At 61.8% G+C, this 24,597-nt stretch carries 23 protein-coding genes; 12 read left to right on the top strand and 11 right to left on the bottom strand.

The genetic code is table 11. The annotated features are described in order from the left end of the window. The 3 genes from JHD64_RS04125 (at position 1) to JHD64_RS04115 (ending at position 3,510) form a co-directional block, all read left to right on the top strand. Positions 1 to 516 (top strand): hypothetical protein, encoded by a 516-nt coding sequence (locus JHD64_RS04125; protein ID WP_199052348.1) that lies wholly within the window; start codon positions 1 to 3, stop codon positions 514 to 516. Then, positions 513 to 2,120 carry a GMC family oxidoreductase gene (locus JHD64_RS04120; RefSeq protein WP_110312931.1) on the top strand — a complete coding sequence of 536 codons (1,608 nt, stop codon included), beginning with the start codon at positions 513 to 515 and terminating at the stop codon, positions 2,118 to 2,120. The genes JHD64_RS04125 and JHD64_RS04120 overlap by 4 nt, the downstream gene beginning before the upstream one ends. A gap of 292 nt (positions 2,121 to 2,412) precedes the next feature. After that, positions 2,413 to 3,510, top strand: a complete 1,098-nt coding sequence (locus tag JHD64_RS04115; RefSeq protein ID WP_199052347.1) for an NAD(P)-dependent alcohol dehydrogenase — start codon at positions 2,413 to 2,415, stop codon at positions 3,508 to 3,510. 84 nt (positions 3,511 to 3,594) lie between these two features. Here the strand turns inward: JHD64_RS04115 and JHD64_RS04110 are convergent, their stop codons facing one another. From JHD64_RS04110 to JHD64_RS04095, 4 genes are all read right to left on the bottom strand, one after another. Further along, entirely contained in the window at positions 3,595 to 4,242 is a 648-nt protein-coding gene (locus tag JHD64_RS04110) for a TetR/AcrR family transcriptional regulator (RefSeq protein WP_059287026.1), read from the bottom strand. A 61-nt stretch (positions 4,243 to 4,303) separates the two neighbouring features. Continuing rightward, positions 4,304 to 5,152 carry a mechanosensitive ion channel domain-containing protein gene (locus JHD64_RS04105; RefSeq protein WP_110312930.1) on the bottom strand — a complete coding sequence of 283 codons (849 nt, stop codon included), beginning with the start codon at positions 5,150 to 5,152 and terminating at the stop codon, positions 4,304 to 4,306. A 16-nt stretch (positions 5,153 to 5,168) separates the two neighbouring features. Further along, on the bottom strand, positions 5,169 to 6,779 hold the full coding sequence (locus JHD64_RS04100; protein WP_059287027.1) for a peptide chain release factor 3: 1,611 nt from the start codon (positions 6,777 to 6,779) through the stop codon (positions 5,169 to 5,171). Positions 6,780 to 6,814: 35 nt separating this feature from the next. Continuing rightward, entirely contained in the window at positions 6,815 to 7,033 is a 219-nt protein-coding gene (locus JHD64_RS04095) for a hypothetical protein (protein WP_199052346.1), read from the bottom strand. Between JHD64_RS04095 and JHD64_RS04090 the strand changes: the two genes are divergently transcribed. From JHD64_RS04090 to JHD64_RS04055, 8 genes are all read left to right on the top strand, one after another. Further along, positions 7,032 to 7,646 carry a riboflavin synthase gene (locus JHD64_RS04090; RefSeq protein WP_059287029.1) on the top strand — a complete coding sequence of 205 codons (615 nt, stop codon included), beginning with the start codon at positions 7,032 to 7,034 and terminating at the stop codon, positions 7,644 to 7,646. The genes JHD64_RS04095 and JHD64_RS04090 overlap by 2 nt on opposite strands. A gap of 204 nt (positions 7,647 to 7,850) precedes the next feature. After that, positions 7,851 to 8,957, top strand: a complete 1,107-nt coding sequence (gene ribBA, locus JHD64_RS04085) for a bifunctional 3,4-dihydroxy-2-butanone-4-phosphate synthase/GTP cyclohydrolase II (protein ID WP_059287030.1) — start codon at positions 7,851 to 7,853, stop codon at positions 8,955 to 8,957. 95 nt (positions 8,958 to 9,052) lie between these two features. After that, positions 9,053 to 9,520, top strand: a complete 468-nt coding sequence (ribH, locus tag JHD64_RS04080; RefSeq protein ID WP_059287031.1) for a 6,7-dimethyl-8-ribityllumazine synthase — start codon at positions 9,053 to 9,055, stop codon at positions 9,518 to 9,520. Positions 9,521 to 9,569: 49 nt separating this feature from the next. Beyond that, on the top strand, positions 9,570 to 10,016 hold the full coding sequence (gene nusB, locus JHD64_RS04075) for a transcription antitermination factor NusB (protein ID WP_059287032.1): 447 nt from the start codon (positions 9,570 to 9,572) through the stop codon (positions 10,014 to 10,016). Positions 10,017 to 10,276: 260 nt separating this feature from the next. After that, positions 10,277 to 11,233, top strand: coding sequence for a thiamine-phosphate kinase (gene thiL, locus JHD64_RS04070; RefSeq protein ID WP_199052345.1), 957 nt, complete (start codon positions 10,277 to 10,279; stop codon positions 11,231 to 11,233). Continuing rightward, a complete protein-coding gene (locus JHD64_RS04065; protein ID WP_059287649.1) occupies positions 11,217 to 11,732 on the top strand; it encodes a phosphatidylglycerophosphatase A in 516 nt (171 codons plus the stop codon). The genes thiL and JHD64_RS04065 overlap by 17 nt, the downstream gene beginning before the upstream one ends. A gap of 21 nt (positions 11,733 to 11,753) precedes the next feature. Continuing rightward, complete coding sequence (locus tag JHD64_RS04060) at positions 11,754 to 12,635, top strand: neutral zinc metallopeptidase (protein WP_059287650.1); 882 nt, start codon at positions 11,754 to 11,756, stop codon at positions 12,633 to 12,635. 177 nt (positions 12,636 to 12,812) lie between these two features. Next, the gene (locus tag JHD64_RS04055) at positions 12,813 to 13,163 is read left to right on the top strand and encodes a hypothetical protein (RefSeq protein WP_103524561.1); all 351 of its coding nucleotides are present in this window, start codon (positions 12,813 to 12,815) and stop codon (positions 13,161 to 13,163) included. 58 nt (positions 13,164 to 13,221) lie between these two features. Here JHD64_RS04055 and JHD64_RS04050 read toward each other — a convergent pair whose 3' ends face one another. From JHD64_RS04050 to JHD64_RS04030, 5 genes are all read right to left on the bottom strand, one after another. After that, positions 13,222 to 14,487: an Hsp70 family protein gene (locus JHD64_RS04050; RefSeq protein WP_059286857.1), complete on the bottom strand. Its 1,266-nt coding sequence runs from the start codon at positions 14,485 to 14,487 to the stop codon at positions 13,222 to 13,224. A 491-nt stretch (positions 14,488 to 14,978) separates the two neighbouring features. Then, complete coding sequence (locus tag JHD64_RS04045; RefSeq protein WP_199052344.1) at positions 14,979 to 15,785, bottom strand: oxidoreductase; 807 nt, start codon at positions 15,783 to 15,785, stop codon at positions 14,979 to 14,981. Positions 15,786 to 15,867: 82 nt separating this feature from the next. Then, positions 15,868 to 18,945: an efflux RND transporter permease subunit gene (locus JHD64_RS04040; RefSeq protein ID WP_199052343.1), complete on the bottom strand. Its 3,078-nt coding sequence runs from the start codon at positions 18,943 to 18,945 to the stop codon at positions 15,868 to 15,870. Continuing rightward, entirely contained in the window at positions 18,942 to 20,057 is a 1,116-nt protein-coding gene (locus tag JHD64_RS04035; RefSeq protein ID WP_199052342.1) for an efflux RND transporter periplasmic adaptor subunit, read from the bottom strand. The genes JHD64_RS04040 and JHD64_RS04035 overlap by 4 nt, the downstream gene beginning before the upstream one ends. A gap of 84 nt (positions 20,058 to 20,141) precedes the next feature. After that, positions 20,142 to 20,759 carry a TetR/AcrR family transcriptional regulator gene (locus JHD64_RS04030; protein ID WP_199052341.1) on the bottom strand — a complete coding sequence of 206 codons (618 nt, stop codon included), beginning with the start codon at positions 20,757 to 20,759 and terminating at the stop codon, positions 20,142 to 20,144. A gap of 91 nt (positions 20,760 to 20,850) precedes the next feature. On the opposite strand from JHD64_RS04030, the gene JHD64_RS04025 reads away from it, so the two are divergent. Then, a complete protein-coding gene (locus tag JHD64_RS04025; protein WP_370540928.1) occupies positions 20,851 to 22,311 on the top strand; it encodes an efflux transporter outer membrane subunit in 1,461 nt (486 codons plus the stop codon). A 158-nt stretch (positions 22,312 to 22,469) separates the two neighbouring features. On the opposite strand, the gene JHD64_RS04020 is transcribed toward JHD64_RS04025, so the two are convergent. Together JHD64_RS04020 and JHD64_RS04015 are read right to left on the bottom strand one after the other, a co-directional pair. Further along, positions 22,470 to 23,546 (bottom strand): MBL fold metallo-hydrolase, encoded by a 1,077-nt coding sequence (locus JHD64_RS04020; RefSeq protein WP_199052339.1) that lies wholly within the window; start codon positions 23,544 to 23,546, stop codon positions 22,470 to 22,472. Positions 23,547 to 23,588: 42 nt separating this feature from the next. Next, a complete protein-coding gene (locus JHD64_RS04015; protein ID WP_199052338.1) occupies positions 23,589 to 24,596 on the bottom strand; it encodes an aldo/keto reductase in 1,008 nt (335 codons plus the stop codon). Between the last annotated feature and the right edge of the window lies 1 nt (position 24,597).

Genomic DNA, 24,597 nt, shown 5'->3' with positions numbered 1-24,597 from the left:
ATGATTACGCGTCGTCAATTGATCAAGACCGGCATGGCCGGCAGCGTGGTGTTGCTGGCGGCCGGCTTCCTGGCCAGCCCGCAGCCGGATCTGCCGGCCGCGAGTCAGGGCCATCTGGTGTTTTTGCAGGCCGCTGATGCACAGATCATCCGCAGCCTGGCCCCGGTGATGCTGGGCATGGCCGGGCTGGCGCTGGACGACATCGTGCGCGGGGTGGATGTGGCCATCGCGCATCTGCTGCCTGCGGTACAGCAGGAGTTGCGCCAGCTGTTCGACCTGCTGGGCAATCGCTGGGCGCGGCGCTGGCTGGCCGGCGTGCACAGCCCGTGGGCGCAGGCCACGCCGGACGAGCTGGCCGCCTTCCTGCAGCGCTGGCAGCAAAGCCCCTTGCTGCTGCTGCGCTCGGGCTTCCAGGCATTGCATGCTTTGATCAATGCCGCCTGGTTTGGCAATCCGGCCAGCTGGAGCGCGCTGGGCTATCAGCAACCGCAACAGGTGATGGGGTTATTGCCATGAGCAGCAAGATGAGCTTGCCCGATCCGGTGGCCGACGGTGTGGCCAGTGGCTGGCGGGTGCTGGACGGTGCAGCACAAACACAGGACCTGCAACTGAGCTGCGATGTGCTGATCATCGGCACGGGTGCCGGAGGTGGCATGACGGCGGAGGTGCTGGCCCAGGCCGGGCTGGATGTGCTGATGGTGGAAGAGGGGGCGCTGCGCACTTCGCGTGATTTTCGTCTGCTGGAAGCCAAGGCCTATCCCGAGCTGTATCAGGAGTCTGCCAGCCGCAAGACCGCCGACAAGGCCATCAATATCCTGCAGGGGCGTACGGTGGGCGGCAGTACCACGGTCAACTGGACCAGCGCCTTTCGCACCCCGCCAGAAACCCTGGCCTGGTGGGGTGAGCGCTATGGCCTGCAGGGCCTGAACCCGCAAGCCATGGCACCGTGGTTTGACCTGGCCGAGGCCAGGCTGGGCATTGCCGACTGGCAGACCGACCCTAATCCCAATAACAGCGTGCTGGAGCGTGGCTGTCAGGCGCTGGGGCTGAAGCACGGCCGTATCCGCCGCAATGTGCGCGGTTGCTGGAATCTGGGCTATTGCGGCATGGGCTGCGCCACCAATGCCAAGCAGTCTATGCTGGTGACCACCATCCCCGGCGCCTTGCAGCACCGGGCCGGCTTGTTGGCGCGGGCCAGGGTGGATCGCCTGTTGCCGGCGGCGGATGGCAAGACGCTGCAGGGGGCTGAGGGTAGCCTGCTGGCGGCTGATGGCCATGGGCTGACCGGTCGCAAGTTTGCGGTGCGGGCGCGCCATGTGGTGCTGGCGGCCGGTGCCATCGGCAGCCCGGCCATCCTGTTGCGCAGCCAGTTGGGTGGGGCGCAGGTGGGCCGGCGCACCTTTCTGCATCCGGTAGTGGTTTCCGGGGCGGTGATGCCGCAACGCATCGAGGCCTATAACGGCGCGCCGCAGACCGTGTATTCCGACCACTTCATGCACACCCAGCCGCTGGATGGCCCGCTGGGCTACAAGCTGGAAGTGCCGCCGGTGCATCCCTTGCTGATGGGAGTCACCCTGTCCGGTTTCGGTGCAGCCAGCGCGGGGCTGATGCAGCAGCTGCCCCATCTGCAAGTGGTGCTGGCCTTGTTGCGCGATGGCTTTCACCCGGACAGCCAGGGTGGTCAGGTGCGCTTGCGCCAGGATGGTTCGCCGGAGCTGGACTACCCGTTGAATGATGTGCTGTGGGATGGCGTGCGCCGCAGCTGGCTGACCATGGCCGAACTGCAGTTTGCCGCCGGGGCGCGCCAGGTGCAGGTGCTGCACGAGCAGGCCGATTTGCAAAGCAGCTGGAAGGCGACGCGCGCACAGATCCTGCAGCTGCCGCTCAAGCCCTTGCTGGCGCGCGTGGTCAGCGCCCATGTCATGGGTGGTGCTGCCATGAGCAGCCAGCCGGAGGAGGGGGTGGTGGATGAATACGGCCGCCACTGGCAGCTGCGTAATCTCAGCATTATCGATGGTTCGGTATTTCCCACCAGCATCGGCGCCAATCCACAGCTGTCGATTTATGCCTTTGCCCTGCGTGCGGCCCACCATTTGCGGGATGCGCTAAACCGCGGCTGATCGCCGCGCCGGGCACCTTGGCTGGCGGCCAGTCTGCCCCCTATGATGGAATGCCCATCTGGAAGAAAAGGTTTTTGCGCCTTGCTGAAACTTGCAGCGTTTCTGGCTGCCCCAGACAAGGCCATGGCCGATTCCGGTGATGGCGGGTCGTGCGCAGCCGCTGGGCAGGGCTGCGTGCCGAGTGTACTGCATCGCATGATCTGCTGGTGCCTGTGGCATGGGCCGGCGAGGGCTTGGTGTGCTGCCCTTGCAGGCCATCACGCGCCAGCCGGTTTCCAGACAGGAGGTCAGTATGAGCAGCATGATGAAGGCAGCGGTTTTTGTGGCAGCAGGGCGGATTGAAATCGCCGAAAAGCCGATTCCGGACGTAGGACCCAACGATGCGCTGATCCGCATCACCACCACCACCATCTGCGGCACCGATGTGCACATCCTCAAGGGGGAATACCCGGTGGCACCGGGGCTGACCATCGGCCACGAGCCGGTGGGCATCATCGAAAAGCTGGGCAGCGCGGTCAGTGGTTATCAGGAAGGCCAGCGCGTCATCGCCGGCGCCATCTGCCCCAATTTCAATTCCTATGCCGCGCAGGATGGCGTGGCGTCACAGGATGGCAGCTATCTGATTGCCTCCGGCAAGTGTGGCTGCCACGGCTACAAGGCCACGGCGGGCTGGCGCTTTGGCAACCTCATCGACGGCACCCAGGCCGAGTACGTGCTGGTGCCAGATGCCCAGGCCAATCTGTCGCCAATTCCGGATGGGCTGACCGACGAGCAGGTGCTGATGTGTCCGGACATCATGTCCACCGGTTTCAAGGGCGCGGAAAACGCCAATATCCGCATCGGCGACACCGTGGTGGTGTTTGCCCAGGGGCCGATCGGCCTGTGTGCCACGGCCGGCGCGCGCCTGTTGGGGGCCACCACCATCATCGCGGTGGATGGCAATGATCACCGCCTGGGGATCTCGCGGCTGATGGGGGCGGATATCACCCTCAATTTCACCCAGTGCGATGTGGTGGACGAAGTGATGAAACTGACCGGCGGGCGCGGGGCGGATTCGGCCATCGAGGCCCTGGGGACGCAGCAAACCTTTGCCTCGGCCTTGCGGGTGCTCAAGCCCGGCGGCACCTTGTCCAGCCTGGGGGTGTACTCCAGCGACCTGACCATTCCGCTGGGGGCGTTTGCGGCTGGCCTCGGCGACCACAAGATCAATACCGCGCTGTGTCCGGGCGGCAAGGAGCGCATGCGCCGGCTGATGGGGGTGATTGCCTCGGGCCGGGTGGATCTGGGGCCGCTGGTGACCCATCAGTATGCGCTGGATGATATCGAAGCGGCTTACGATCTGTTTGCCCACCAGCGCGATGGGGTGCTGAAGATTGCCATTCGTCCCTGAGTATGGGCCGGCCAGACCGGCTGGCTGAAACAACAAAGGCCGTCGTCCCGTGGGGCGGCGGCCTTTTTCTTGTGCTGGCGGCTGTCAGCGGGCAGCGTGGCGTTCGCTCAGCTGCTGGAAAGCTGCCATGAAATCCGGCTGCACATAGGGCTTGAGCAAGGCCATCACCTGGCGCACGCCGCGATGACCGGAGGCTTCGGTAATGGGCGATTTGGGGCGCGAGGTCTGCTCGAAGGCAAACCAGAATTTCACCACCAGCCAGATATTGATGCTGACCGCCTCGATGTCTTCTTCGTCCATCTTGAGCAGGCCCAGACGGATGAATTCGCGGAAGTGCTCGCCCAGAATGCCCTTGAGTTCGGTATTGACGAACTGGTGATACTCCGACTGCAGCTGCGGGCTGCGCGCCAGCATGCCGGGCAGGTCGTAGAACATGAAACGGAACTGCCACATCGCCAGAAAGGCGGTATCCAGGTAATTGACCAGGTCGGCCACCGTCATGTCGCGCGCTTCCGGTACCGCCAGCCGTTCATTGATGAAGTCGCGGTACATCAGGAAAATCTGGTAGACGATCTCTTCCTTGTTGCGGAAGTGGTAGTACAGATTGCCCGGACTGATACCCAGATGGGCAGCGATATGGTTGGTGGTGATATTGCGCTCGCCCTGTTCGTTGAACAGTTTCAGACTTTCCAGAATGATGCGGTCGTAGGTTTTGATGCGGGGTTTGCTCATGGGACACCGGACAATGGGGCAAGTCGGGATTATAACTGCTGTTTGGAGTTCCAGCTCTAAATTATTTGGCCGGACTGTCCGGATAGCACTGTTCCATGAACTGGTGAATGATGGCCTGCTCGATACGTTGCCGTTCCTTGGCCGGAATGGCGATGCGCAAGATCAGCTGATAGCGTTTTTCATCCACCGCCTGCATGCCGATGCGCGGTTCCACCGATGGCGTGTCCACCAGATAGCGCTCGGCCATGCGCTCCATGTGCTCGCGCGCCGCCTCTACATGCTGCTGGCAGTGCTGCTCGGCAGCCTCCAGCAGCAGGCGCTGGGCGCGGGTGGGCGGGATGTGGTAGCCCATGGGGATGTTGATGATGTGCATCACATAATCGCCCATGTAGTTTTCCCGGATCACCGCATTGGACAGCAGCAGGCTGTTGGGAAAGGTCAGGGCGCGTCCGGTCATCTGGTGGGCATTGTGCTGCGGGCCGATCTCCATCACCGTGGTGGACAGCAGGCCGATGTCCACCACCCGGCCACGTATCGTTCCCACCTCGATATGGTCCCCCAGGCTATAGCTGTTGGAGGCATGGCGCACCACAAAGCCGGACACGCACAGGATCAGCTCCTTGGTGGCCAGGATCAGCGCGGCGGCAAAGGCCAGCATCGACACGGCGATGGTTTGCAGTTCTTCGGCCCAGATCATGCCGATGCCGGCCAGGCCGGAAATGAACAGCACATTGCGGGTGGAGACCGACCAGCGCCGTCTTTCCTCCACCGGCACGCTGACATTGCTGGACAGGATATGGCCTACCGCCAGCCGGATCAGCAGCAACACGGCGATCAGCATCAGCGAGCGCACGATCTCGTGAGAGTAATCGGTACGCAGCTGATGGATCAGCTGGAGCAGATCTTGCATGGCGGCGCGGGCCTTTCTAGTCGTTCAGCTTGACGGCGTGTTCACGGGTTTCGTGGAACACGATGTCCGGCCAGCGCTCTTGCGTCAGTTGCAGGTTGACGCGGTTGGGTGCCAGGTAAGCCAGATTGCCGCCGGCATCGGTGGCGATATTCATCTGCAGGGTCTTGATGAATTCGTCCAGCTTTTTGCGGTCGTCGCAGGTAAACCAGCGTGCCGACCAGATGCTGGCCGATTCGAATACCGCATCCACGCTGTATTCTGCCGCCAGGCGGCTGGCCACCACTTCGTACTGCAGCACGCCGACCGCGCCCAGGATCAGGTCGCCGCCGCTGTGCGGCTTGAACACCTGTACCGCGCCTTCTTCACCCAGCTGTTGCAGGCCCTTTTGCAGCTGCTTGAGCTTGAGCGGGTTCTTGATGCGTACCGAACGGAACAGCTCCGGCGCAAAGAAGGGGATGCCGGTAAAGGCCAGTTCTTCGCCTTCGGAAAAACTGTCGCCGATCTGGATATTGCCGTGGTTGGGAATGCCGATGATGTCGCCGGCAAAGGCTTCTTCGACGATTTCACGGTCGTGCGACATGAAGGTCACCACGCTGGAGGCCGAGATTTCCCGGTTCAGTCGCAGATGCTTCATCTTCATGCCCCGTTCAAACTGGCCGGAGCATACGCGCAGGAAGGCAATGCGGTCGCGGTGCTTGGGGTCCATATTGGCCTGGATCTTGAACACGAAGCCGGAGAACTTGCCTTCGGTCGGGGCCACGTCACGCAGGGTGGCATCACGCTGCTGCGGAGCCGGGGCCCAGTTGATCAGGGCATCCAGAATCTCGCGCACGCCAAAGTTGTTGATGGCCGAGCCGAAGAATACCGGGGTCAGCTCACCGGCCAGGAATTCTTCCAGATTCCATTCATTGGAAGCGCCCTTGACCAGTTCGATCTCCATGCGCAGGCCTTCCATTTCCAGCGGGAACAGTTCGTCCAGGCGCGGGTTGTCGATGCCCTTGATCACTTCGATGTCGGTGATCAGCTTTTCGCTGCCGGCTTCGAACAGGATGACCTCATCGCTCAGCAGGCTGTATACGCCGCGGAAGGTTTTGCCCATGCCGATAGGCCAGGTGATCGGTGCGCAGCGGATCTTCAGCACGTTTTCCACTTCGTCCAGCAATTCCAGCGAATCGCGCACTTCACGGTCGTACTTGTTCATGAAGGTGACGATGGGGGTGTTGCGCAGGCGGCAGACATTCAGCAGCTTGATGGTCTGCTCTTCCACGCCCTTGGCGGCATCGATCACCATCAGGGCGCTGTCCACGGCGGTGAGCACGCGGTAGGTGTCTTCGGAGAAGTCCTGGTGGCCCGGGGTGTCCAGCAGGTTGACCGTGTGGTCGCGGTAATCGAACTGCATCACCGACGAGGCCACGGAGATGCCGCGCTGCTTTTCGATTTCCATCCAGTCCGAGGTGGCAAACTTGCCGCCCTTCTTGCCCTTTACCGTGCCGGCCATCTGGATGGCGCCCGAAAACAGCAGCAGCTTTTCGGTCAGCGTGGTTTTACCTGCGTCAGGGTGGGAAATGATGGCGAAGGTGCGGCGGCGCGCCACTTCCTCGGCAATGCGGGACAATTCTGCGGACATGGAGTAGGAACAGGCTTGATAAGAAGGCGGTGATTTTACAGGATAGCGGCGCGCAACAAAACCTCGCAGGCTGCAAATTTCTGCCAGTGTTTTGACAAAAGCTTTTCTTTTGACATCAGCAAGATAGCTTGGCCGTGGTAAGCGGGCTGGCTGTCGGGGCTTGCAAGCGGGTCGGCACTGGGCGGCGATTTGGTTATCATGGGTGTTTTGCCGGCTGCATCGCCAGCCGGGCGGGCCAGAACAGGAGCAAGCATGTTTACCGGTATCGTGCAGGGGATGGCCGAGGTGGTGGCCATCGAGGAAAAACAGGATTTCCGTCGCCATGTGCTGCGGCTGCCGCCGTCCATGCTGGGCGGCATCGAGCTGGGGGCGTCAATTGCCCATAACGGCTGCTGCCTGACCGTGACCGAGGTCAGTGACGACCTGGTGGCCTTTGACCTGATGGCCGAAACGCTGCGCCTGACCAATCTGGGCGCGCTGCAGGTGGGCGACAGGGTCAATGTCGAGCGGGCTGCAAGGTTTGGTGACGAAATCGGCGGCCATGCCATGTCCGGCCATATCATCTGCCTGGCGCGGGTGGATGAGATCATCCGCACGCCCAACAACTGCACGGTGTGGTTCACGCTGCCGCCAGAGTTTGCCAAGTACTTGTTTGCCAAGGGCTATATCGGTATTGATGGCTGCAGTCTGACCATAGGCAGCGTCGAAGGCAGCCGTTTTTGCGTGCACCTGATTCCGGAAACGCTGGAGCGCACCATCATCCAGTTCCGCCAGGTGGGCGACGCCATCAATATCGAGGTCGATCCGCAAACCCAGGCCATTGTCGATACCGTGGAGCGGGTACTGGCACAGCGCCAGGGTGTGTGAGCAGTCTGAAAAAAATGGTGAATCGGCTTGATAGGGTGCCGATTGCCTCCATGTTGTGAAAATACAGCGCGGGGCGCATGCCCCGTACACGGTCTGTAGCAGCGGCAGCGGCCAGTCAATACCAGGCCCTGCGGCCGCCAGCCGTCAGAATTCGCAGTCTGCCCGGCCCGGCCGTGCAGCGCCTCTATATAAAGGATGTAGCAAATGGTTATTTCTCCGGTGCAGGACATCATTGCCGACATCAAGGCCGGCAAAATGGTGGTGCTGGCTGATGCGGAAGATCGCGAAAACGAAGGTGATATCGTGATGGCGGCCGAGTTCGTCACGCCGGAAGCCATCAATTTCATGGCCAAGCATGCGCGTGGCCTGATCTGCCTGACCCTTACCGAGCAGCGCTGCAAGCTGCTGGAGCTGCCGATGATGGCCGCCAATAACGGCACCTCCTTCGGCACCAATTTCACCGTGTCCATCGAAGCGGCAGAAGGCGTGACCACCGGCATTTCCGCGGCGGATCGGGCGCGTACCGTGCAGGCAGCGGTGGCGCGCAATGCCAAGGCCAGCGACCTGGTGCAGCCGGGGCATATCTTCCCGCTCAAGGCACAAAATGGCGGCGTGCTGATCCGTGCCGGCCATACCGAGGCGGCTTGCGATCTGCCGATGCTGGCCGGGCTGGAGCCGGCCGGGGTGATCTGCGAAATCATGAACGACGACGGCACCATGGCGCGCATGCCGGAATTGCTGGAGTTCGCCAAGACCCACGGCCTCAAGGTGGGCACCATTGCCGACCTGATCCACTACCGCAGCCGTACCGAATCGCTGGTGGAAGAAGTGGGCCAGCGTCCGGTGGAAACGCCGTTTGGCGCTTTCGACTTGCATGTCTTCCGCGATGTCACCACCCGCGAAACCCATCTGGCGCTGGTCAAGGGCCAGCTGGACGAGGCAAAGGAAACGCTGGTGCGTGTACACGAGCCGCTGTCCATCATGGATGTGCTGGACCCGACCTCGCGCCCGCACTCCTGGACGGTGCCGGGCGCGCTGGAAGCCATCGATGAAGCCGGCAAGGGTGTGGTCATCCTGCTGTATCGCGATGAAACCGGCGATGATTTGCTGCAGCGGGCGCTGGGGCAGAATGTGAAACGCTCGCCCTGGGACGGCAAGACCTTCGGTGTCGGTGCGCAAATGCTCAAGGCGCTGGGCGTGGGCAAGATGAAGCTGATGTCGCCGCCCTTGAATGTACCGTCGATGGCTGGTTTTAATCTTGAAGTCACCGGCTTTTGCCAGCCGGAACACTTTCATATCGAAATCGGTTAAAATAACCGGTTTTCCGTCATGACTCCCCCTGGGGCCGGTAGTTGCCGGTCGTGCAGGGGGCTTATCTGATCCGAATTTCAGCAGCGAGGACTCCCATGCTTGAAGCTATCCAGCGCATTTCTTCCGATTTTAACGGTCGCGGCCTCAAGGTCGGCATCGTCCAGGCGCGTTTTACCGAGGAAGTGTGCCATGGCCTGCGCGACGCCTGCCTGGCCGAGCTGAAGGTGCTGGGGGTGGCCGCGGAAGACGTGGTGCTGGCCACGGTGCCGGGGGCGCTGGAAGTGCCGCTGGTGCTGCAAACCATGGCCAAGAGCGGCAAGTTCGATGCGCTGGTGGCGCTGGGTGCCATCATCCGTGGCGAAACCTACCACTTCGAACTGGTTTCCAATGAGTCCGGCGCCGGCGTCACCCGCGTGGGTCTGGATTTCGACATCCCCATTGCCAACGCCATTCTCACCACCGAAAACGACGAACAGGCCGAAGTGCGCATGCTGGAAAAAGGCCGCGACGCAGCACGCGTTGCGGTGGAAATGGCCAATCTGCATAAAACGCTGCGCGGTTGATCATCCCTTGGGGATGATGCCGCTCACTTGTTCTTTTTAGGAAACCGACATGAAAACCGCCCGTCGCCGTGCCCGCGAATTTGCCGTTCAGGGCATTTATGAATGGGAACTGAATCCGGATCGCCCGGCTTCGCTGATTGAAAAACACCTGCGCGAAAACGAATACTTCGCCAAGGCGGACGAAACCCTGTTTCGCGCCGTGCTGTACGGTGTGCTGAAAGATGTTGCCGTGCTGTCCGGTCGCATTCGTCCCTATTACGAACGCAACGAAGAAGAAGTCAGCCCGGTGGAGCGCGCCGTGCTGCTGATGGCGGCGCTGGAACTGACCCAGCACCCGGAAACGCCGTACCCGGTGATCATCAATGAAGCCATCGAGATCACCAAGACTTTCGGTGGTACCGACGGCCACAAATTCGTCAACGGCGTGCTGGACAAGCTGGCTGCCGATGTACGCGCCGACGAGGTTGCCTCGCAGCGTTCGCGTCGCCAAGGCTGATAATCTTGCTGCATGAAACTGACACCCGCCACGGCGGGTGTCAGTTTGTTGACGCCCCTCTCGCTTTCCGAAAGGAAAGCGAGGCTCCCTTGCAGGGCAAGGGCGGGGGGATTGGGATTAGATGAGAGGGCTGCGAAAGCAATAAGTTAATCGAAAGGCCCGGCTTTGCCGGGTCCAGTGCAATCGCACCAAATAACTTTGTCAGCAGCCTGACACCCGCTACGGCGGGTGTTTTTGCATGAGGGCCCGGAGTTGACGCGATGAATGAATTTGAACTGATCCGCCACTATTTCACCCGCGCCGCACCATCTGTCGTGCTGGGGGTGGGCGATGATGCTGCCATCCTGCGCCCCACGCCGGGCCAGGACCTGCATGTGTCGGTAGACATGCTGGTGGAAGGGCGGCATTTTTTTGCCGATGTCAGCCCGCAGGCACTGGGACACAAGACGCTGGCGGTGAATCTGTCCGATATGGCGGCAATGGGCGCCCGCCCGCGCTGGGCTTTTCTGGCGCTGGCCCTGCCCGAGGTGGATGAAGCCTGGGCACAGGGTTTCAGCCGTGGGCTGTTCGCCCTGGCCGAGCAGTACGGTGTGGACTTGGCCGGTGGCGACACCACGCGCGGGCCGCTGACCCTGTCCATCACCATCATGGGCGAAACGCCGCAGGGACAGGCACTGCGGCGCGATGCAGCCCGCCTGGGGGACGATGTCTGGGTCAGTGGCGAATTGGGCCTGGGTGCCATTGCCGTGGCACAACGGCTGGGGCGCTTGCCGGCTGCTGCCGTGTCGGATGATGTGCTGGCGGCCTGCCAGTGCCGGCTGGATTTTCCGGTGCCACGGCTGGAACTGGGCCAGGCCCTGCTGGGCGTGGCGCATGCTGCGGCCGATGTGTCGGACGGGCTGCTGGCCGATCTGGGGCATATACTGGCCGCCTCGGGCGTGGCCGCGGAAATCTGGGCGGACAGCCTGCCATCCTTGTCGCCGCTGGAGGCGGAGCGAGCACGCTGGCTGGAGTTTCTGGCAGCCGGTGGCGATGATTACGAATTGTGCTTCACTGCGCCGCAGGCGGCACGCGAGGCGGTGCTGGCCGCAGCGACGCAGGCGGGCTGCCGGGTGACACGTATCGGCCGTATCGTGGCGGGCAGTGGCGCACGCCTGCTGGATGCCACCGGCCAGACAATTGCATTGGACAGGGCGGGTTATGACCACTTCGCATAAACAGGCACCGGCCTTTCGCCCGGACTGGGCTTTTCTGCGCCGGCATCCGGCGTATCTGCTGGCTTTCGGCTTTGGTAGCGGTCTGGCGCGCAAGGCGCCGGGCACCTGGGGCACGCTGGTGGCTTATCCGCTGTTTTTTCTGCTACACGCGCTGGGAGTGGGCAGCCTGGGGCTGACCTTGTTGTGTCTGCCCTTGTTTGTGCTGGGGGTGTGGGTGTGTCAGGTAACCGGTGATGCACTGGGGGTGCACGACTACGGCGGCATCGTCTGGGACGAGGTGGTGGCCATGCTGCTGGTGCTGGCGTATGCCCCGGCCAGTTGGGCTGGCTGGCTGCTGGCCTTTGTGCTGTTCCGGCTGTTTGATATTCTCAAGCCATGGCCGATTGCCTGGTTTGATCGCCGGGTACATGGCGGTTTTGGCGTGATGCTGGATGACATCATCGCCGCACTGTTTGCCCTGCTGGTGCAGGCGCTGCTGGCGGGCTACCTGCCGGCCTGATTCGACACAAGGAGAGCTGGCATGCGTTGGGATGGCAATCGGGAAAGCGATAATGTGGAAGACCGTCGCGATGAGGCTGGCGCCTCCCCCGGTTTCAGTCTGGGTGGCGGCAGTATCGGTCTGGGGACGATTGCCATTGGCCTGGTGGCCTGGCTGGTGTTCGGGGCCAATCCCTTGCAGGTGATTTCTGCGCTGACCGGTGGTGGGCATCAGCAAGTCCAAACCCGGCCGCAGCAGCCCAGGGTGCATTCTGCTGAAGAAGAACGCGAGGCCAGGCTGGTGCGCGTGGTGCTGGCGGATACCGAGGATGTGTGGGGGCAGATTTTCCAGCAGCGTGGCGCCAGCTACCAGCAGCCCAAGCTGGTGTTGTTCAGCAATAGCACGCCCACTGCCTGTGGTCAGGGCGAGTCGGCCATGGGGCCGTTTTATTGCCCGGCCGACCGCAAGGTGTATATCGACCTGGCTTTCTATCGCACGCTGAATCAGCAACTGGGCGCACCGGGCGAGTTTGCCGAGGCCTATGTGATTGCGCATGAGGTAGGCCACCATGTGCAAAACCTGCTGGGCATTTCCGCCAAGGTCGATGCCCTGCGGCGCCAGTCCAGCGAACGCAAGGCCAATGCCTTGTCGGTACGGCTGGAATTGCAGGCTGACTGCTTTGCCGGGGTGTGGGGCAATCATGCCGACAAGGCGCGGCATATCCTCGAGGGGGGTGATCTGGAATCGGCGCTGAATGCAGCTTCGAAAATCGGTGACGATACCTTGCAGCGCTCTGCCGGCCGCGCCGTGGTGCCGGATAGCTTTACCCATGGCAGCAGCGCGCAGCGGGTGCGCTGGTTCAAGCGCGGCTTCGACAGTGGTGATATCGCTCAGTGCGATACCTTTGCCGCCAACCCACTCTAGGGCGCTCTATCCAACCCGTGATGCATGGGTGATCTGGCCCGAGCCGGCGCTCCCTGGGGTGCGGATGTCTGGCTATGCGAAGCGACTAATTGCAAGGGCGGTGGGGGCGGTATGCCCCACCTGACGCGGCTTTGTGGTATTCTTGCGCCCCTCTTGATTGTGACCCGTCACCCATCCATGAAAGATCCCTGCGATCACTACACTTTCGACCTGATTGGCGGCGTGCAGAAAAAGCCCGGACGCAAGCCGCTGGGCGAGCGCGCCATGACGGTGGCCGAGCGCAAGCGCCGCAGCCGCGAGCAGCGCCGCAACCGCCTGCAGGAGCTGTCGGTAACGGTGGAGTTGAGTCGTGACGCGCAGAAGTCGCTGGACAAGATGATCGAGTGGTGGGGGGTAAGCAAGAAGGAAGCGATCAACCGCGCCCTGCAGATTGCCTGCCAGTCGCAGACCGGGCGCACCGGCATGCTGTTTGACCTCGACCTGCCGCCGGCGGCCACAAAAAAAGCCCCGCGCAAACGGCAGGGCTGATACGGTTCCGGATAATTCAAAAAGGCTGCTCCACTGGGGCAGCCTTTTTGTTTCGGCATCAGCCGTAGCGTTTTTTCGCCTCGATGGCGAGACCGCTGCCGATGCTGCCAAACAGATTGCCCTCGACATGGTGGGCATTGGGCAGCAGTTGCTGCACGCACTGGCGCAGCGCGGGAACGCCGCTGGAGCCGCCGGTAAAGAAGACGGTGTCGATCTGGCTGGCGCTGATGCCGGCATCGGCCAGCAGGCTGCCGATGGTCTTGCCGATCTGCCCCAGCATGCCGTCGATGGTCTGGTTGAACTGCTCGCGCAGCAGTTCGGCATACAGTCCGTCTTCGATCAGGTCCAGCTCCAGGCGATGGCTGTCGCTGCCGGACAGGGCGATCTTGGCCTCTTCCACCTGCATGGCCAGCCAGTGGCCGGCACGTTCCTGGATCAGCTTGAACAGGCGGTCGAAAGCGCGCGGGTCTTCCACGTCACGATGAATGTCCTGCAGATCCATCCATGCCTTGCGGGTGTAGGCAAAGTTGATGGTGTGCCAGGTGGCCAGGTTGAAGTACTGTGCCGAGGGCATTTCGGCATTGTTGCGCAAGCGGCTCTTGAAGCCGAACAGCGGCATCACGCCGTGCAGGCTCAGTTGCTTGTCAAAGTCGGTGCCGCCGATATGTACGCCGCCGGTGGCCAGGATGTCGGCACGGCGGTCGTCCAGCAGGCGGCGTTCAGGTGACAGGCGTACCAGGGAAAAGTCCGAGGTGCCGCCGCCGATATCCACGATCAGCACCAGTTCTTCACGGGTGATGGAAGACTCGTAATCAAAGGCGGCAGCCAGCGGCTCAAACTGGAAGGAAATATCCTTGAAGCCTACCTGGCGGGCAATCTGCGCCAGGGTTTCTTCCGCCAGCGCATCGGCCTTGGGGTTGTCGTCGACAAAGAATACCGGGCGGCCCAGCACCACTTGTTCGAAGGGACGGCCAGCGGCACGGTCGGCGCGCTGCTTCACCTCCTGGATGAACAGGGTAAGCAGGTGGCGAAATGGCAGGGCGCGGCCTTGTACCTCGGTCTGGCTGTCGATCAGGCTGCTGCCCAGCAGGCTTTTCAGCGAGCGCATCAGCCGGCCTTCATAGCCTTCGGTGTATTCCAGCAGGGCGCGGCGGCCAAAGACCGAGTGGTCCTCTTCGTAATTGAAAAAGACAACCGAGGGCAGGGTGATCTTGCCGTCTTCCAGCGGAATCAGGGTATCTGCGCCAGGGCGCAGCCAGCCAACCGTGGAATTGGAGGTGCCGAAGTCGATGCCGCATGCTTGCGCAGCGCTGCTAGTAGTCATTGATGCCATCCCGAAAAGCGAGGCGGGATGGTACGCGTAATGGCGCTTTTTGTGAAGGGCCGCGCAGGGCGCTTGTGGCATGTCGGACGGCTGGCCGGATAGCTGTTGACTTTTGCCGTGCGGCGGAGGTCGCAGCCTTGCTACTTGCTGTCCCTGCACTGGCATGGCCACCAGTAAATCATCGCTACCCAGCATTTATTGCTGGCCAGGACCACGTGCTGCTGATTGCTGTCTTTATTGGTCTTGAATTGTAGAGCCACTCACCGCGCGGCAGCTTCAATGTCTCAACTTCAATGTCTCAAACGGATCATGGCGAAAAATGCCCCCGCAGGACGGGGGCAATATGATGCCTTACCACGGTGGCGCCATGGTGGAAACAAGGCACAAGCCAATTCGGCATGCGGTGGATAGCCCTGCACCCGTCGCATGGCGTGTATGCCATTGGCGAATGTTACCGTGCTGGCCTCCGGCTGTTCGCAGCTTGTGATCGATCAGACCAGCCCAAACGTCTTGCGCAGCCCCTTCTCAACCGGGCCGGCAGGCATGAAGCGGCGTAACTTGGCCAGCAGGGATGCCTCGCCTTTGGGGGTGTGGCGCATCTTCCAGCGCCCCAGTGCCGCCTCCACAATCGTGGCGGCCACGCCATCGGGATTGGGTGCCTTCTGCACATTGTTTTGAATGGCCTGGGAAACGATGCCGAGCTCAACGTCATAGTCGGAGATTCTGGCTGCTGTCTGTGGTGCATTGATGTCCAGATTGGTTTTGGTAAACGAGGGTTCGACCAGCGCGACCCGAATGCCGAATTGGCGTACCTCGTGATCCAGGGTCTCGGACAGCCCTTCGACGGCATGCTTGGAGGCTGAATAGAGCGCCATGTATGGCGCAGGCAGAAAACCCAGCACCGAACTGACGTTGACGATACGGCCGGAGCGCTGTGCGCGCATATGTGGCAGCGTGGTCTTGATGACGCGCAGGAGGCCGAAGAGGTTGGTGTCGAACAAGCTCCGGGCTTCGGCAAGCGAGGTTTCTTCCATCGCACCCAGCAGGGTCACGCCAGCACTGTTGACCAGCACGTCGATGCGTCTGGCTTGATCGATGACGGTGTGGATGCCAGCTTGCACGGAGGCATCGTCACGGACATCCATCTCAATCAGTGTCACACCCGGTATGGCTTGTGCGGTTGCCGTATTGCGCACGGTGCCGAATACACGGCAGCCGCGCTGGGCAAACTGCTCTGCAGCGGCACGTCCAATGCCAGACGATACCCCGGTGATGACAACAACCGTCGAATTTTTCATGGGACTTCCTTTTCGATATCAATAGACTGTGGCTGTACTAATCCGGACGGACCGCCTTGGCGGCCCATGGAGATGCCCTTGCTTATGCCCGGGATGCGCTGACACTGGCCGGCCGGATCCTGAACCAGATCGAATACATGGCCGGCAGGAATACCAGGGTCAGGATTGTCCCGGCCAAGGTGCCGCCAATCAGGGTGTAGGCCAGCGTTCCCCAGAACACCGAATGGGTGAGCGGGATGAAGGCCAGGATGGCGGCCAGTGCAGTCAGGATCACCGGCCGTGCACGCTGCACCGTGGCTTCAACTAGCGCGCGGAACGGGTCCAGCCCGGCCTTTTCGTTTTCACGAATCTGTCCGATCAGGATCAGCGTGTTACGCATCAGGATGCCGGACAGTGCAATCAGGCCCACCAGTGCATTGATACCGAAGGGCTGCCTGAACAGCAGCAAGGTCGGCACCACGCCGATCAGCCCCAGCGGGCTGGTGAGGAAGACCATCACCATGCCGGCCATTGAACGCACCTGGAGGATGATGATGAGCAAGGTGATGGCCAGCATGATCGGGAAGATCGGCAACATCGCCACCGTGGCCTTGCCCGACTCCTCGATGGAGCCTGCTTCGACGATGTGATAGCCATTGGGCAGCCTGGCGATGATGGGCTGCAGCTGTTTGCTGATGGCGGTTGACACGTCCGGTGGCTGCAAGCCTTCGGCAATATCGCCGCGTACCGTGATGGTCGGCATGCGGTCGCGCCGGCGCATGATCGGCTCTTCCATGCGCACTTCGATCTTGCCCACCTGCGCAAGCGGGATGCGCTCTCCATGTGCGCCAGCCAATGTGAAATCAGCCATCCTGGCCGGGTCCAGCCTTGCATTGCCGGCAGAGCGGGCGACAACCTGTACCGTACGGATATCCTCGCGCACTGTCGTGACCGGCACGCCGTTCAGCAGGAATTGCAGCTGCTGCGCCACTGTGCTGGAGCTTAGCCCCACCGCCTGCAAGCGGTCTTGCAACAAGGTGAAATGCAAGGTGGGTGCGCGGCTTCCCCAGTCGGTGTTGACTGTTCGCATCAGCGGGCTGGCATCCATGACCTGTTGTACCGAGGCGGCAACTTTACGCAATACCTCAGGGTCTGGACCCGATACCCGATACGCCACCGGGAAGGGTGAGTAAGGGCCAAAGACCAGTTGGGTGACGCGCAGCCGGGCCTCCGGGGCCAAACCATCGGCAATGGCCTGGCGCAGCCTGAGTTTCAGCGCTTCGCGCTCGTCCTGGTTGTCGGTACGTACCACGATCTTGGCAAACGAGGGGTCAGGCAGCTCCGGCCCTACCGAGAAGAAAAAACGTGGCGCCCCCTGGCCGATATAGGCGGTGACAATCCGCGCTTCCTTCTGTTTGGCCAGCCACGCTTCCACCTTGGCGCTGGCGGCACTGGTCTGCGTGATCGAGCTGCCGTAGGGCATTTGCACTTCGACCAAGACTTCCGGTCGGTCGGAAATCGGGAAAAACTGTTTCTTGACCACTGCCATGCCCAGCACCGCCAGTACAAACAGGCCGATGACCGAGCCCGCGACCAGCCATTTGCGCGCAATAATGCGCCCAAGCAGGGTACGGAAACGGTTGTAGCGCGGTGTGTCGTAGATGCCGGCGTGCCCCCCTGCAACCTTCTTGAAGTCGGGCAGCAGCTTCACGCCCAGATAGGGGGTGAACACCACGGCAACCACCCAGGAGGCGATCAGGGCGATGCCGACAATCCAGAACATATTGCTGGTGTATTCACCCGCCGAGGATCGGGCAAAACCATTGGGCATGAAGCCCACCGCCGTCACCAGCGTTCCGGACAGCATGGGCGCGGCGGTATGGCTCCAGGCATAGGCAGAGGCGGCGATGCGGTTGTAACCTTCTTCCATTTTCACCACCATCATTTCGATGGCGATGATGGCGTCGTCGACCAGCAGGCCCAGTGCCAGGATCAGCGAACCCAGCGTGATGCGGTCGAAGTTCTTGCCGCTGGCCAGCATCACGGCAAAGACGACGGCCAGTGTTAACGGCACCGCCGCGGCAACCACGATGCCCACGCGCCAGCCCATGCTGACAAAGCTCACCAGCATGACGACCAGCACCGCGGCGAAGAACTTGACCATGAACTCATCCACCGCCGCGCTGATGTTGACGGCCTGGTCGGTCACTTTGCTCAGGCTCATTCCCAGCGCTTGCTCTGCGTTGATCGCGGCCACTTCGCTATCCAGCGCCTTGCCCAGGTCCAGCCCGTTCCAGCCTTCACGCATGACGACACCCAGCAATAGCGCCGGCTCGCCACCGTTACGGATCATGAAGCTTGCCGGATCTTCGTAGCCGCGCTTGACGGTGGCGATATCCGACAACTTCAGCGTGCGGCCTTGCACCACCAGCGGTGTGTCGCGGATTTTCTGCAATTGGTCGAAGGCACCGTCCAGGCGAATGAACACTTCCGGCCCCTTGGTTTCCACCGAGCCGGCTGGCGTCAGTGCATTCTGACCATGGAGGGCGGCAAATACGTCCTGCGGACTGATGCCCAGCGTAGCCAGCCTGTCATGCGAAAATTCGATGAAAATCCGTTCTGCTTGTTCGCCAACAATATTGACCTTCTTCACGCCTGGCACATGCAGCAGGCGCTGGCGCAAGCTTTCCGCATCGCGCACGAGAACACGCTGTGGCTCGCCCTTGGCCTTCAGTGCGTACAGGGCGAAAGTCACATCGGAATATTCATCATTAACAAAGGGACCCAGCACGCCTGCGGGCAGGTTTGGCACTTCATCGCCAATTTTCTTTCGTGCCTGATAGAACTCTTCTTTTACTTCCGATGGCGGCGTGCTATCCAGCAAGGTCAGCGTGGTGAAGGCCAGCCCCGGGCGGGTGTAAGTCTCGCTCCGCTCATACCAGCGCAGCTCCTGCAGCCGCTTTTCGATCTTCTCTGCCACCTGATCCTGCATTTCCTGCGCGGTGGCGCCAGGCCAGGCGGTGACAATGGTCATCACCTTGATGGTGAAGGAGGGGTCCTCGGCACGTCCCAGCTTGAAAAAGGAAACCGCCCCGGCCAGCGAAATCAGCAAAATCAGGAACAAGGTCACGGCACGCTCGCGCACGGCGAGGGCCGACAAATTGAAGCGGCCTTCGCTCACGACTGGACCCCTTTCGCAGCAGGGGCGACGGCTGGCTCGGCCAGCCGGACTTGCTCGCCTTCACGCAGCAGGTGCGCGCCCAGCGCCACGATCCGCTCGCCTTGCTTGAGCGGACCAAGGACGCGCGCGCTATCGTCGGCCAGATGCAGTACGGTGACCGGTCGCCAGGAAACCTTGGCGGGGCTGCCATGAATCACCCACACGCCAGGCCCTTTGCCCGCGTCGAACAAGGCGCCGATGGGGAGCTGCATGCCGGCATTGTCAGCCGCCTGGCTCTCTGGAATCCGGATGGTCACCGTGGCCCCCAAAGGCGCATTGGCCAGGTCACCATCCAGCACGTAGCGTGCTTCGAAGGTACGGGTCAGGCGATCGGCAGTTTGTGACAGCTGGCGCAGTCTGGCAGGGACCTGCAGGGTGTCCGCTCCGAAGAGTGAGGCCTGTCCGGTGGAGCCGACCCTGGGGCGCAGGGTTTCCGGCAGCTGGATCACCGCCTCGCGTTGCCCGGCATGGGCGAGGCGCACGACGGGCTGCCCGGCACTCACCACCTGGCCCGGTTCCGCCAGCGTTTCCATCACCACACCATCGCCATCCGCCACCAGCTCGGCATAACGGCTGGCATTGCCGGCCACTTCAGCCTGCGCTTCCGCCGCACTGAGCTGGGCTTTGGCGGCATCCGCAGCTGCCTTGATCTGGTCGTAAGCAGAGGCAGAGATGGCACCGGTGCCACGCAGCTCGCGGTAGCGGGCTTCATCCTGTGCGGCCTGCTGCGCCCGCGCCCGTGCTGCGCTGACTGCCTCTTGCTGGGCATGGGCGGCCAGTCGCAGATCGGCCGGGTCAAGCCGCATCAGCAGTTGGCCGCGCCTGACGGTTTGGCCTGTGTCGACCAGGCGCTGCAGCACCTTGCCGGAAACCCGGAAGCCAAGATCGCTTTGAATGCGGGCGGCGATGGTGCCCGTGAAAGCGCGTGATTCAGACGCGCCTGCCTGAACAATGGCAGCACGTACCAGCGGGGTGCTGGTGCGGGGGTCTGGCTGAGTTTTTTCGCCGCAAGCGACCAGGGCAAACGGCAAGGCACAGATGACTGAGGAGAGGGTAAGGCGACGCCGAAGCATGAAAGTCCCTTTGACGAAGTGATCGGGACTTTCAGTATTATTCTTGTGACTAATTTAGTCAATGGTCACAATGCAGCTGTGGCTTCATGGCGACAGGCTGCGCAGCACCAGGCTGGAAAGCTGAGCCGGGGCTTCCTCGGTGTAATCAAAGTTGTATTGCAAGATCAAGGGGTGCAGAAAGGGCCGCATCACCAGGAAGATGGCGCGGGTCGTTTCGTCCAGTGGCGTTTTGCGTTCAAAGTCGCCACTCAGCCGCCCCTGTTGCACGATCTCTTGCAGCAAGTTGCGGATGCGTTCCTCGTAGTCAAGGGTGGCCTGCCAGCGCTCACCGGCAGCCGATGCAGCAATTTCGAATAGCTTGCGATCCTGGAAAAACAGCCTGAGGCTTGATTCCACAATGGTTTTGAACATGCGTCGCAACTTCTCCGGCGGGCCTTCCACCGCATCAATCGCCGCTTTGACATCGTCTTCGATTTCGCGCAGGCAATGACTGCAGATCATCTCGCCAATCGCCTGCTTGGATTCGAAGAACTTGTAGATATAAGCCTTGGAAAAGCCGATGGCTTTGGCGAGGTCGGACACGGTGGTCTTCTCGTAGCCATAGCGGCTGAAGTGCTCGGTGGCGGCGGCAACGATTTGGTCGCGTACTTCATGATCGGCCGGACCGCGTGCTGCTGCTGGGGAGTGGGGTGTGGTTTTCATGGCTAGTAGCTTACAGAGGCGTTGAAAAATTGACAATCAGTGACCAATATGTATTATGGTCACAATTATTCATTTTGATCCGGAGTCGCCCGTGCTAGCCAAACACCCTCTCGCCTTGCTTGCCGCTGCCAGCGTGTTGACCGGCTGTGCCGTCGGTCCCGATTATTCCCGGCCCACAATGCCGCTGCCAGCCCGGTATCTGGGTGCTGCCGCAGTGGAGCAGCACCATGCAGACAGCGATGCCGACCTGGCAGCATGGTGGACAGGGTTCGGCGATGCGCAACTGAGTCGGTACATCATGTTGGCGCTGGAGCAGAATCTAGACCTTGCACAAGCATCGGCACGTGTCCTGCAGGTCCGGGCAGGCTTGGGAGCCGCCAATGCTGCGCTGCTGCCCGCCGGCAATATCAGCGGTCAAGCGAGCAGAGCCTACCAGTCGGTGGAAACGCCCTTGGGGCAGGTCTTGAATGCAAAACCCGGATTCAACCGTTATGGCAATGCCTACGGCGCGGATCTCGGCGCCAGCTGGGAACTGGACTTGTTTGGCGGCTTGCGCCGTGGGCGAGAAGCGGCACTGGCCGAGTACCAGGCTTCGGCAGCAGGTGCCATGGCGACTCGCCTGGCCGTGGCAGCCCAGACCGCCGACATCTACATCAGTATTCGCGGATTGCAAACCCGCCTGGATATTGCCCGGCAACAGCTTGAGAAACAGCAAGCACTGCTTGACACCATCCAGCTGCTGTATGGCCAAGGTTTGGTGGCTGAGCTGCAGGTGGATCAGGCCGAAGGGGCATTGGCCCAGGTCCAGTCATCCATACCGCTTCTCGAAACAGGGCTGGATGCCGCCATGAATGCCCTGGATGTGATGCTGGCCTCTCCCCCTGGCAGCCATCGCGCCGAGCTGGCCACCGTTGCCGCCATTCCGGCCATCCCGCGCATTGGCGCCACCGGATCACCGGGCGAATTGCTGCGGCGCCGGCCAGACCTGATCGTGGCCGAGCGGCACCTGGCGGCATCCAATGCCCGTATTGGCGTGGCCATGGCCGAGTATTACCCCAAGCTCTCGTTAAGTGGACTGATGGGGAGCGCCACCGCGGTGTCCTCCGGCAATCTGTTCGGCAGTGGTGCCAGCCAGGCCGCAGGCGTGCTGGGGCTGCGCTGGCGTCTCTTCGATTTTGGTCGCATCAATGCGCAGATTGACCAGGCCAGGGGCCAGGAGGCTGAAATGTTGGCCGCCTATCGACTTGCCGTGCTGCATGCCAGCGAGGATGTCGAAAATGCTTTCTCCGCCCTGGTCAAACGTGAAGAACAGTCGGCTGCGCTCGCTCGCGGCGTGGATTCACTGCGTCGTGCCAGGACGGCTTCGTTTGCCGCTTATCAAAAAGGGGTGGTCAGTCTCATCGAGGTACTGCAGGCCGACGAAAGCCTGCTGCGCGCTGCCGATGCACAGGCGCAGGCAAAAACAGAAGCGGCACGGGCAGCGGTCGCTGCTTTCAGGGCGCTGGGCGGTGGCTGGCAGCCCGGCAAGTCCGCAGTACAAGCAAGCAGCTAGTTCAGCCGCCTCTCGTTTGAGGGAATCCGGGAAAGTACCTCTGCTGGTGTCCAAGGGCACTGCTGCTGGCTGGCTGTAAGCCACCTTGATAGTTAGTGTCTACGGGGCAGGGGACAGGTCCGCCCTCGGTCTCTGGATATCCTCTGGATATCAACCAGCTACTTTGGCTTTGGCAGCAGCCGACAGTCCATCTTTGCTAGCCCGCGGCATTTGGTCGGGGTGTAGATCATTTTTGTCGGCGATGGCCACCAGGCCTGCGTCTGTGCCGGGTGCAGGATATCCAGCCGCTCGCCAAAGCGTGGTGTGCGCAGGCAGACATCGTGCTGGGCGGCCAGGGTGCTGATGCGTTCCAGCGGCTCGGTCCAGCCATGCAAGGCCAGATCGAAGGTGCCGTTGTGGATGGGTACCAGCACTTTGCCACGCAGGTCGAGATGGGCTTGCAGGGTTTGCTCGGGGTGCATGTGCACATCGGCCCAGTCTTCGTTGTAGGCACCGTTTTCCAGCAGGGTGAGATCGAAAGGACCGTGGCGCAGGCCAATGTCACGGAAGCCATCGAAATAACCGCTGTCGCCACTGAAAAATACCCGGCTCTGGCTGCTGCGTATCACCCAGGATGCCCACAAGGTGCGGTTGCCATCCCGCAGGCCGCGCCCGGAAAAGTGCTGGGCCGGGGTGGCGGTGATGTGCAGCGGCCCGGCATCCACGCCTTGCCACCAGTCCAGCTGCTGGATTTTCTCCGCTGGAATACCCCAGGCTTGCAGGCGCTGGCCCACGCCCAGCGGGGTAACGAAGCGGCGGGTTTTGTGCTGCAAGGCCAGCACGCTGGCGCGGTCCAGATGGTCGTAGTGATCGTGGGAGATGATCACCACGTCCAGTTGCGGCAACTCATCCAGCGCGATGGGCGGCGCATGGAAGCGCTTGGGGCCGATAAAGGAAAAGGGCGAGGCGCGTTGGCCGAACACCGGGTCGGTCAGCAGAAAAACACCATCCAGCTTGAAGAGTACGGTGGAGTGCCCCAGCCGCCACAAGCTTTTGTCTGGCGCGGATGCCAGGTCGGCCGGGTGCAAGGGTAGCGGCTGGATGGGCCGGGCTGGTAGCGCATGGGGTGATTTGTCGGTAAAAAAGCGCAGCATGATGCGCAGGGTGTCGCGCAGCCCGCCTGCGCGGCGTGGCTGGGCGTTGCGATAGCGGCCGTCGCGCAGCAGGCTGCCGTCTTCTGTTGTCAGGGTGGGCATGAGGCTTCCTTGCAGGGCAAAGTGATTGGGAGCGCGGCGGCTTCACGCGCAGCTTTTTTCCGGTTCGGACTGCGGTGTCTGCATGTGTTCCTGCTGGACAAACCAGTCCGGCAACAGCGGAGTGGGGGCGCTGGCGGCATCCAGCAGCAGCAATTCGCCAGGCGAGAGCGTTAGCGTCATGGCGTGCAGTGCGTCTTGTTGCTGCATGGCGCTGTTGAATACCGGCACGATGCTGGAAACCGTATCGCGCGCCAGCAGCCATGAGAGGGCAATCTGCTTGGTGCTGGCCTGATGACCATCGGCAATGTCACGTAACAGTTCGGCCAGCCGGTGATTGCTGCGCGGGCTGTCTGTCAGCGTGGGGCAGCTGGTGTGGCCTTGACTTGCCTGCAGACCGGTCGGCTGGGCCTTGGCAATCAGGCCCAGGCCATAGCTTTGCAGCATGGGGATGGCTTCCCGTTCCGGGCTGCGGGTATTCAGGGCGTAGTGCAGCTCGCCAAAACAGAAGGGCGCCCAGCCGTGACGCTGTTGCAATTCCAGTGCTTTGGCCGCCTTCCAGGCGGGCCAGTTGGCAAAGCCCAGATAACGCACTTTCCCGGTGCGCACCATGTCGTCCAGCGTTTGCAGGGTTTCTTCCAGCGGCGTGTACGGGTCTTCATGCGGTACCACGCACAGGTCCAGCCAGTCGCTGCCCAGCCGTTTCAGGCTTTGCTCGATGGACCATGCAATATCGCTGCGCGACAGGCCGGGGTGGCTGTGGGTGCCGTTGCGCCGCGCGCCAAGCCGGCTGCTGACCAGTACTTCGGCACGGCGTTTGCCCAGTGCCTTGGCCAGCAGCGATTCCGCCATACCGTCCATGCAGCTGGCGGCATCAAACAGATTGATGCCGGCATCCAGTGCCTGGGCTATGCTGCGGGCTGTCTGTTGTGCTGCATCCGGGCAGGCCGGGTCTGGCCGCGGTACTGCACAGGCCAGCCGGGAGAGGGTGGGGCCGCCAAGGCCCAGTCGCGCATAGTGCATGGCAAAATCCTGTTGTGAGTACTCACTCATT

It is taken from the genome of Aquitalea sp. ASV15 (assembly GCF_016429115.1).
GTDB lineage: Bacteria > Pseudomonadota > Gammaproteobacteria > Burkholderiales > Chromobacteriaceae > Aquitalea > Aquitalea magnusonii.
This window is presented reverse-complemented; position numbering and strand designations above follow the sequence as displayed.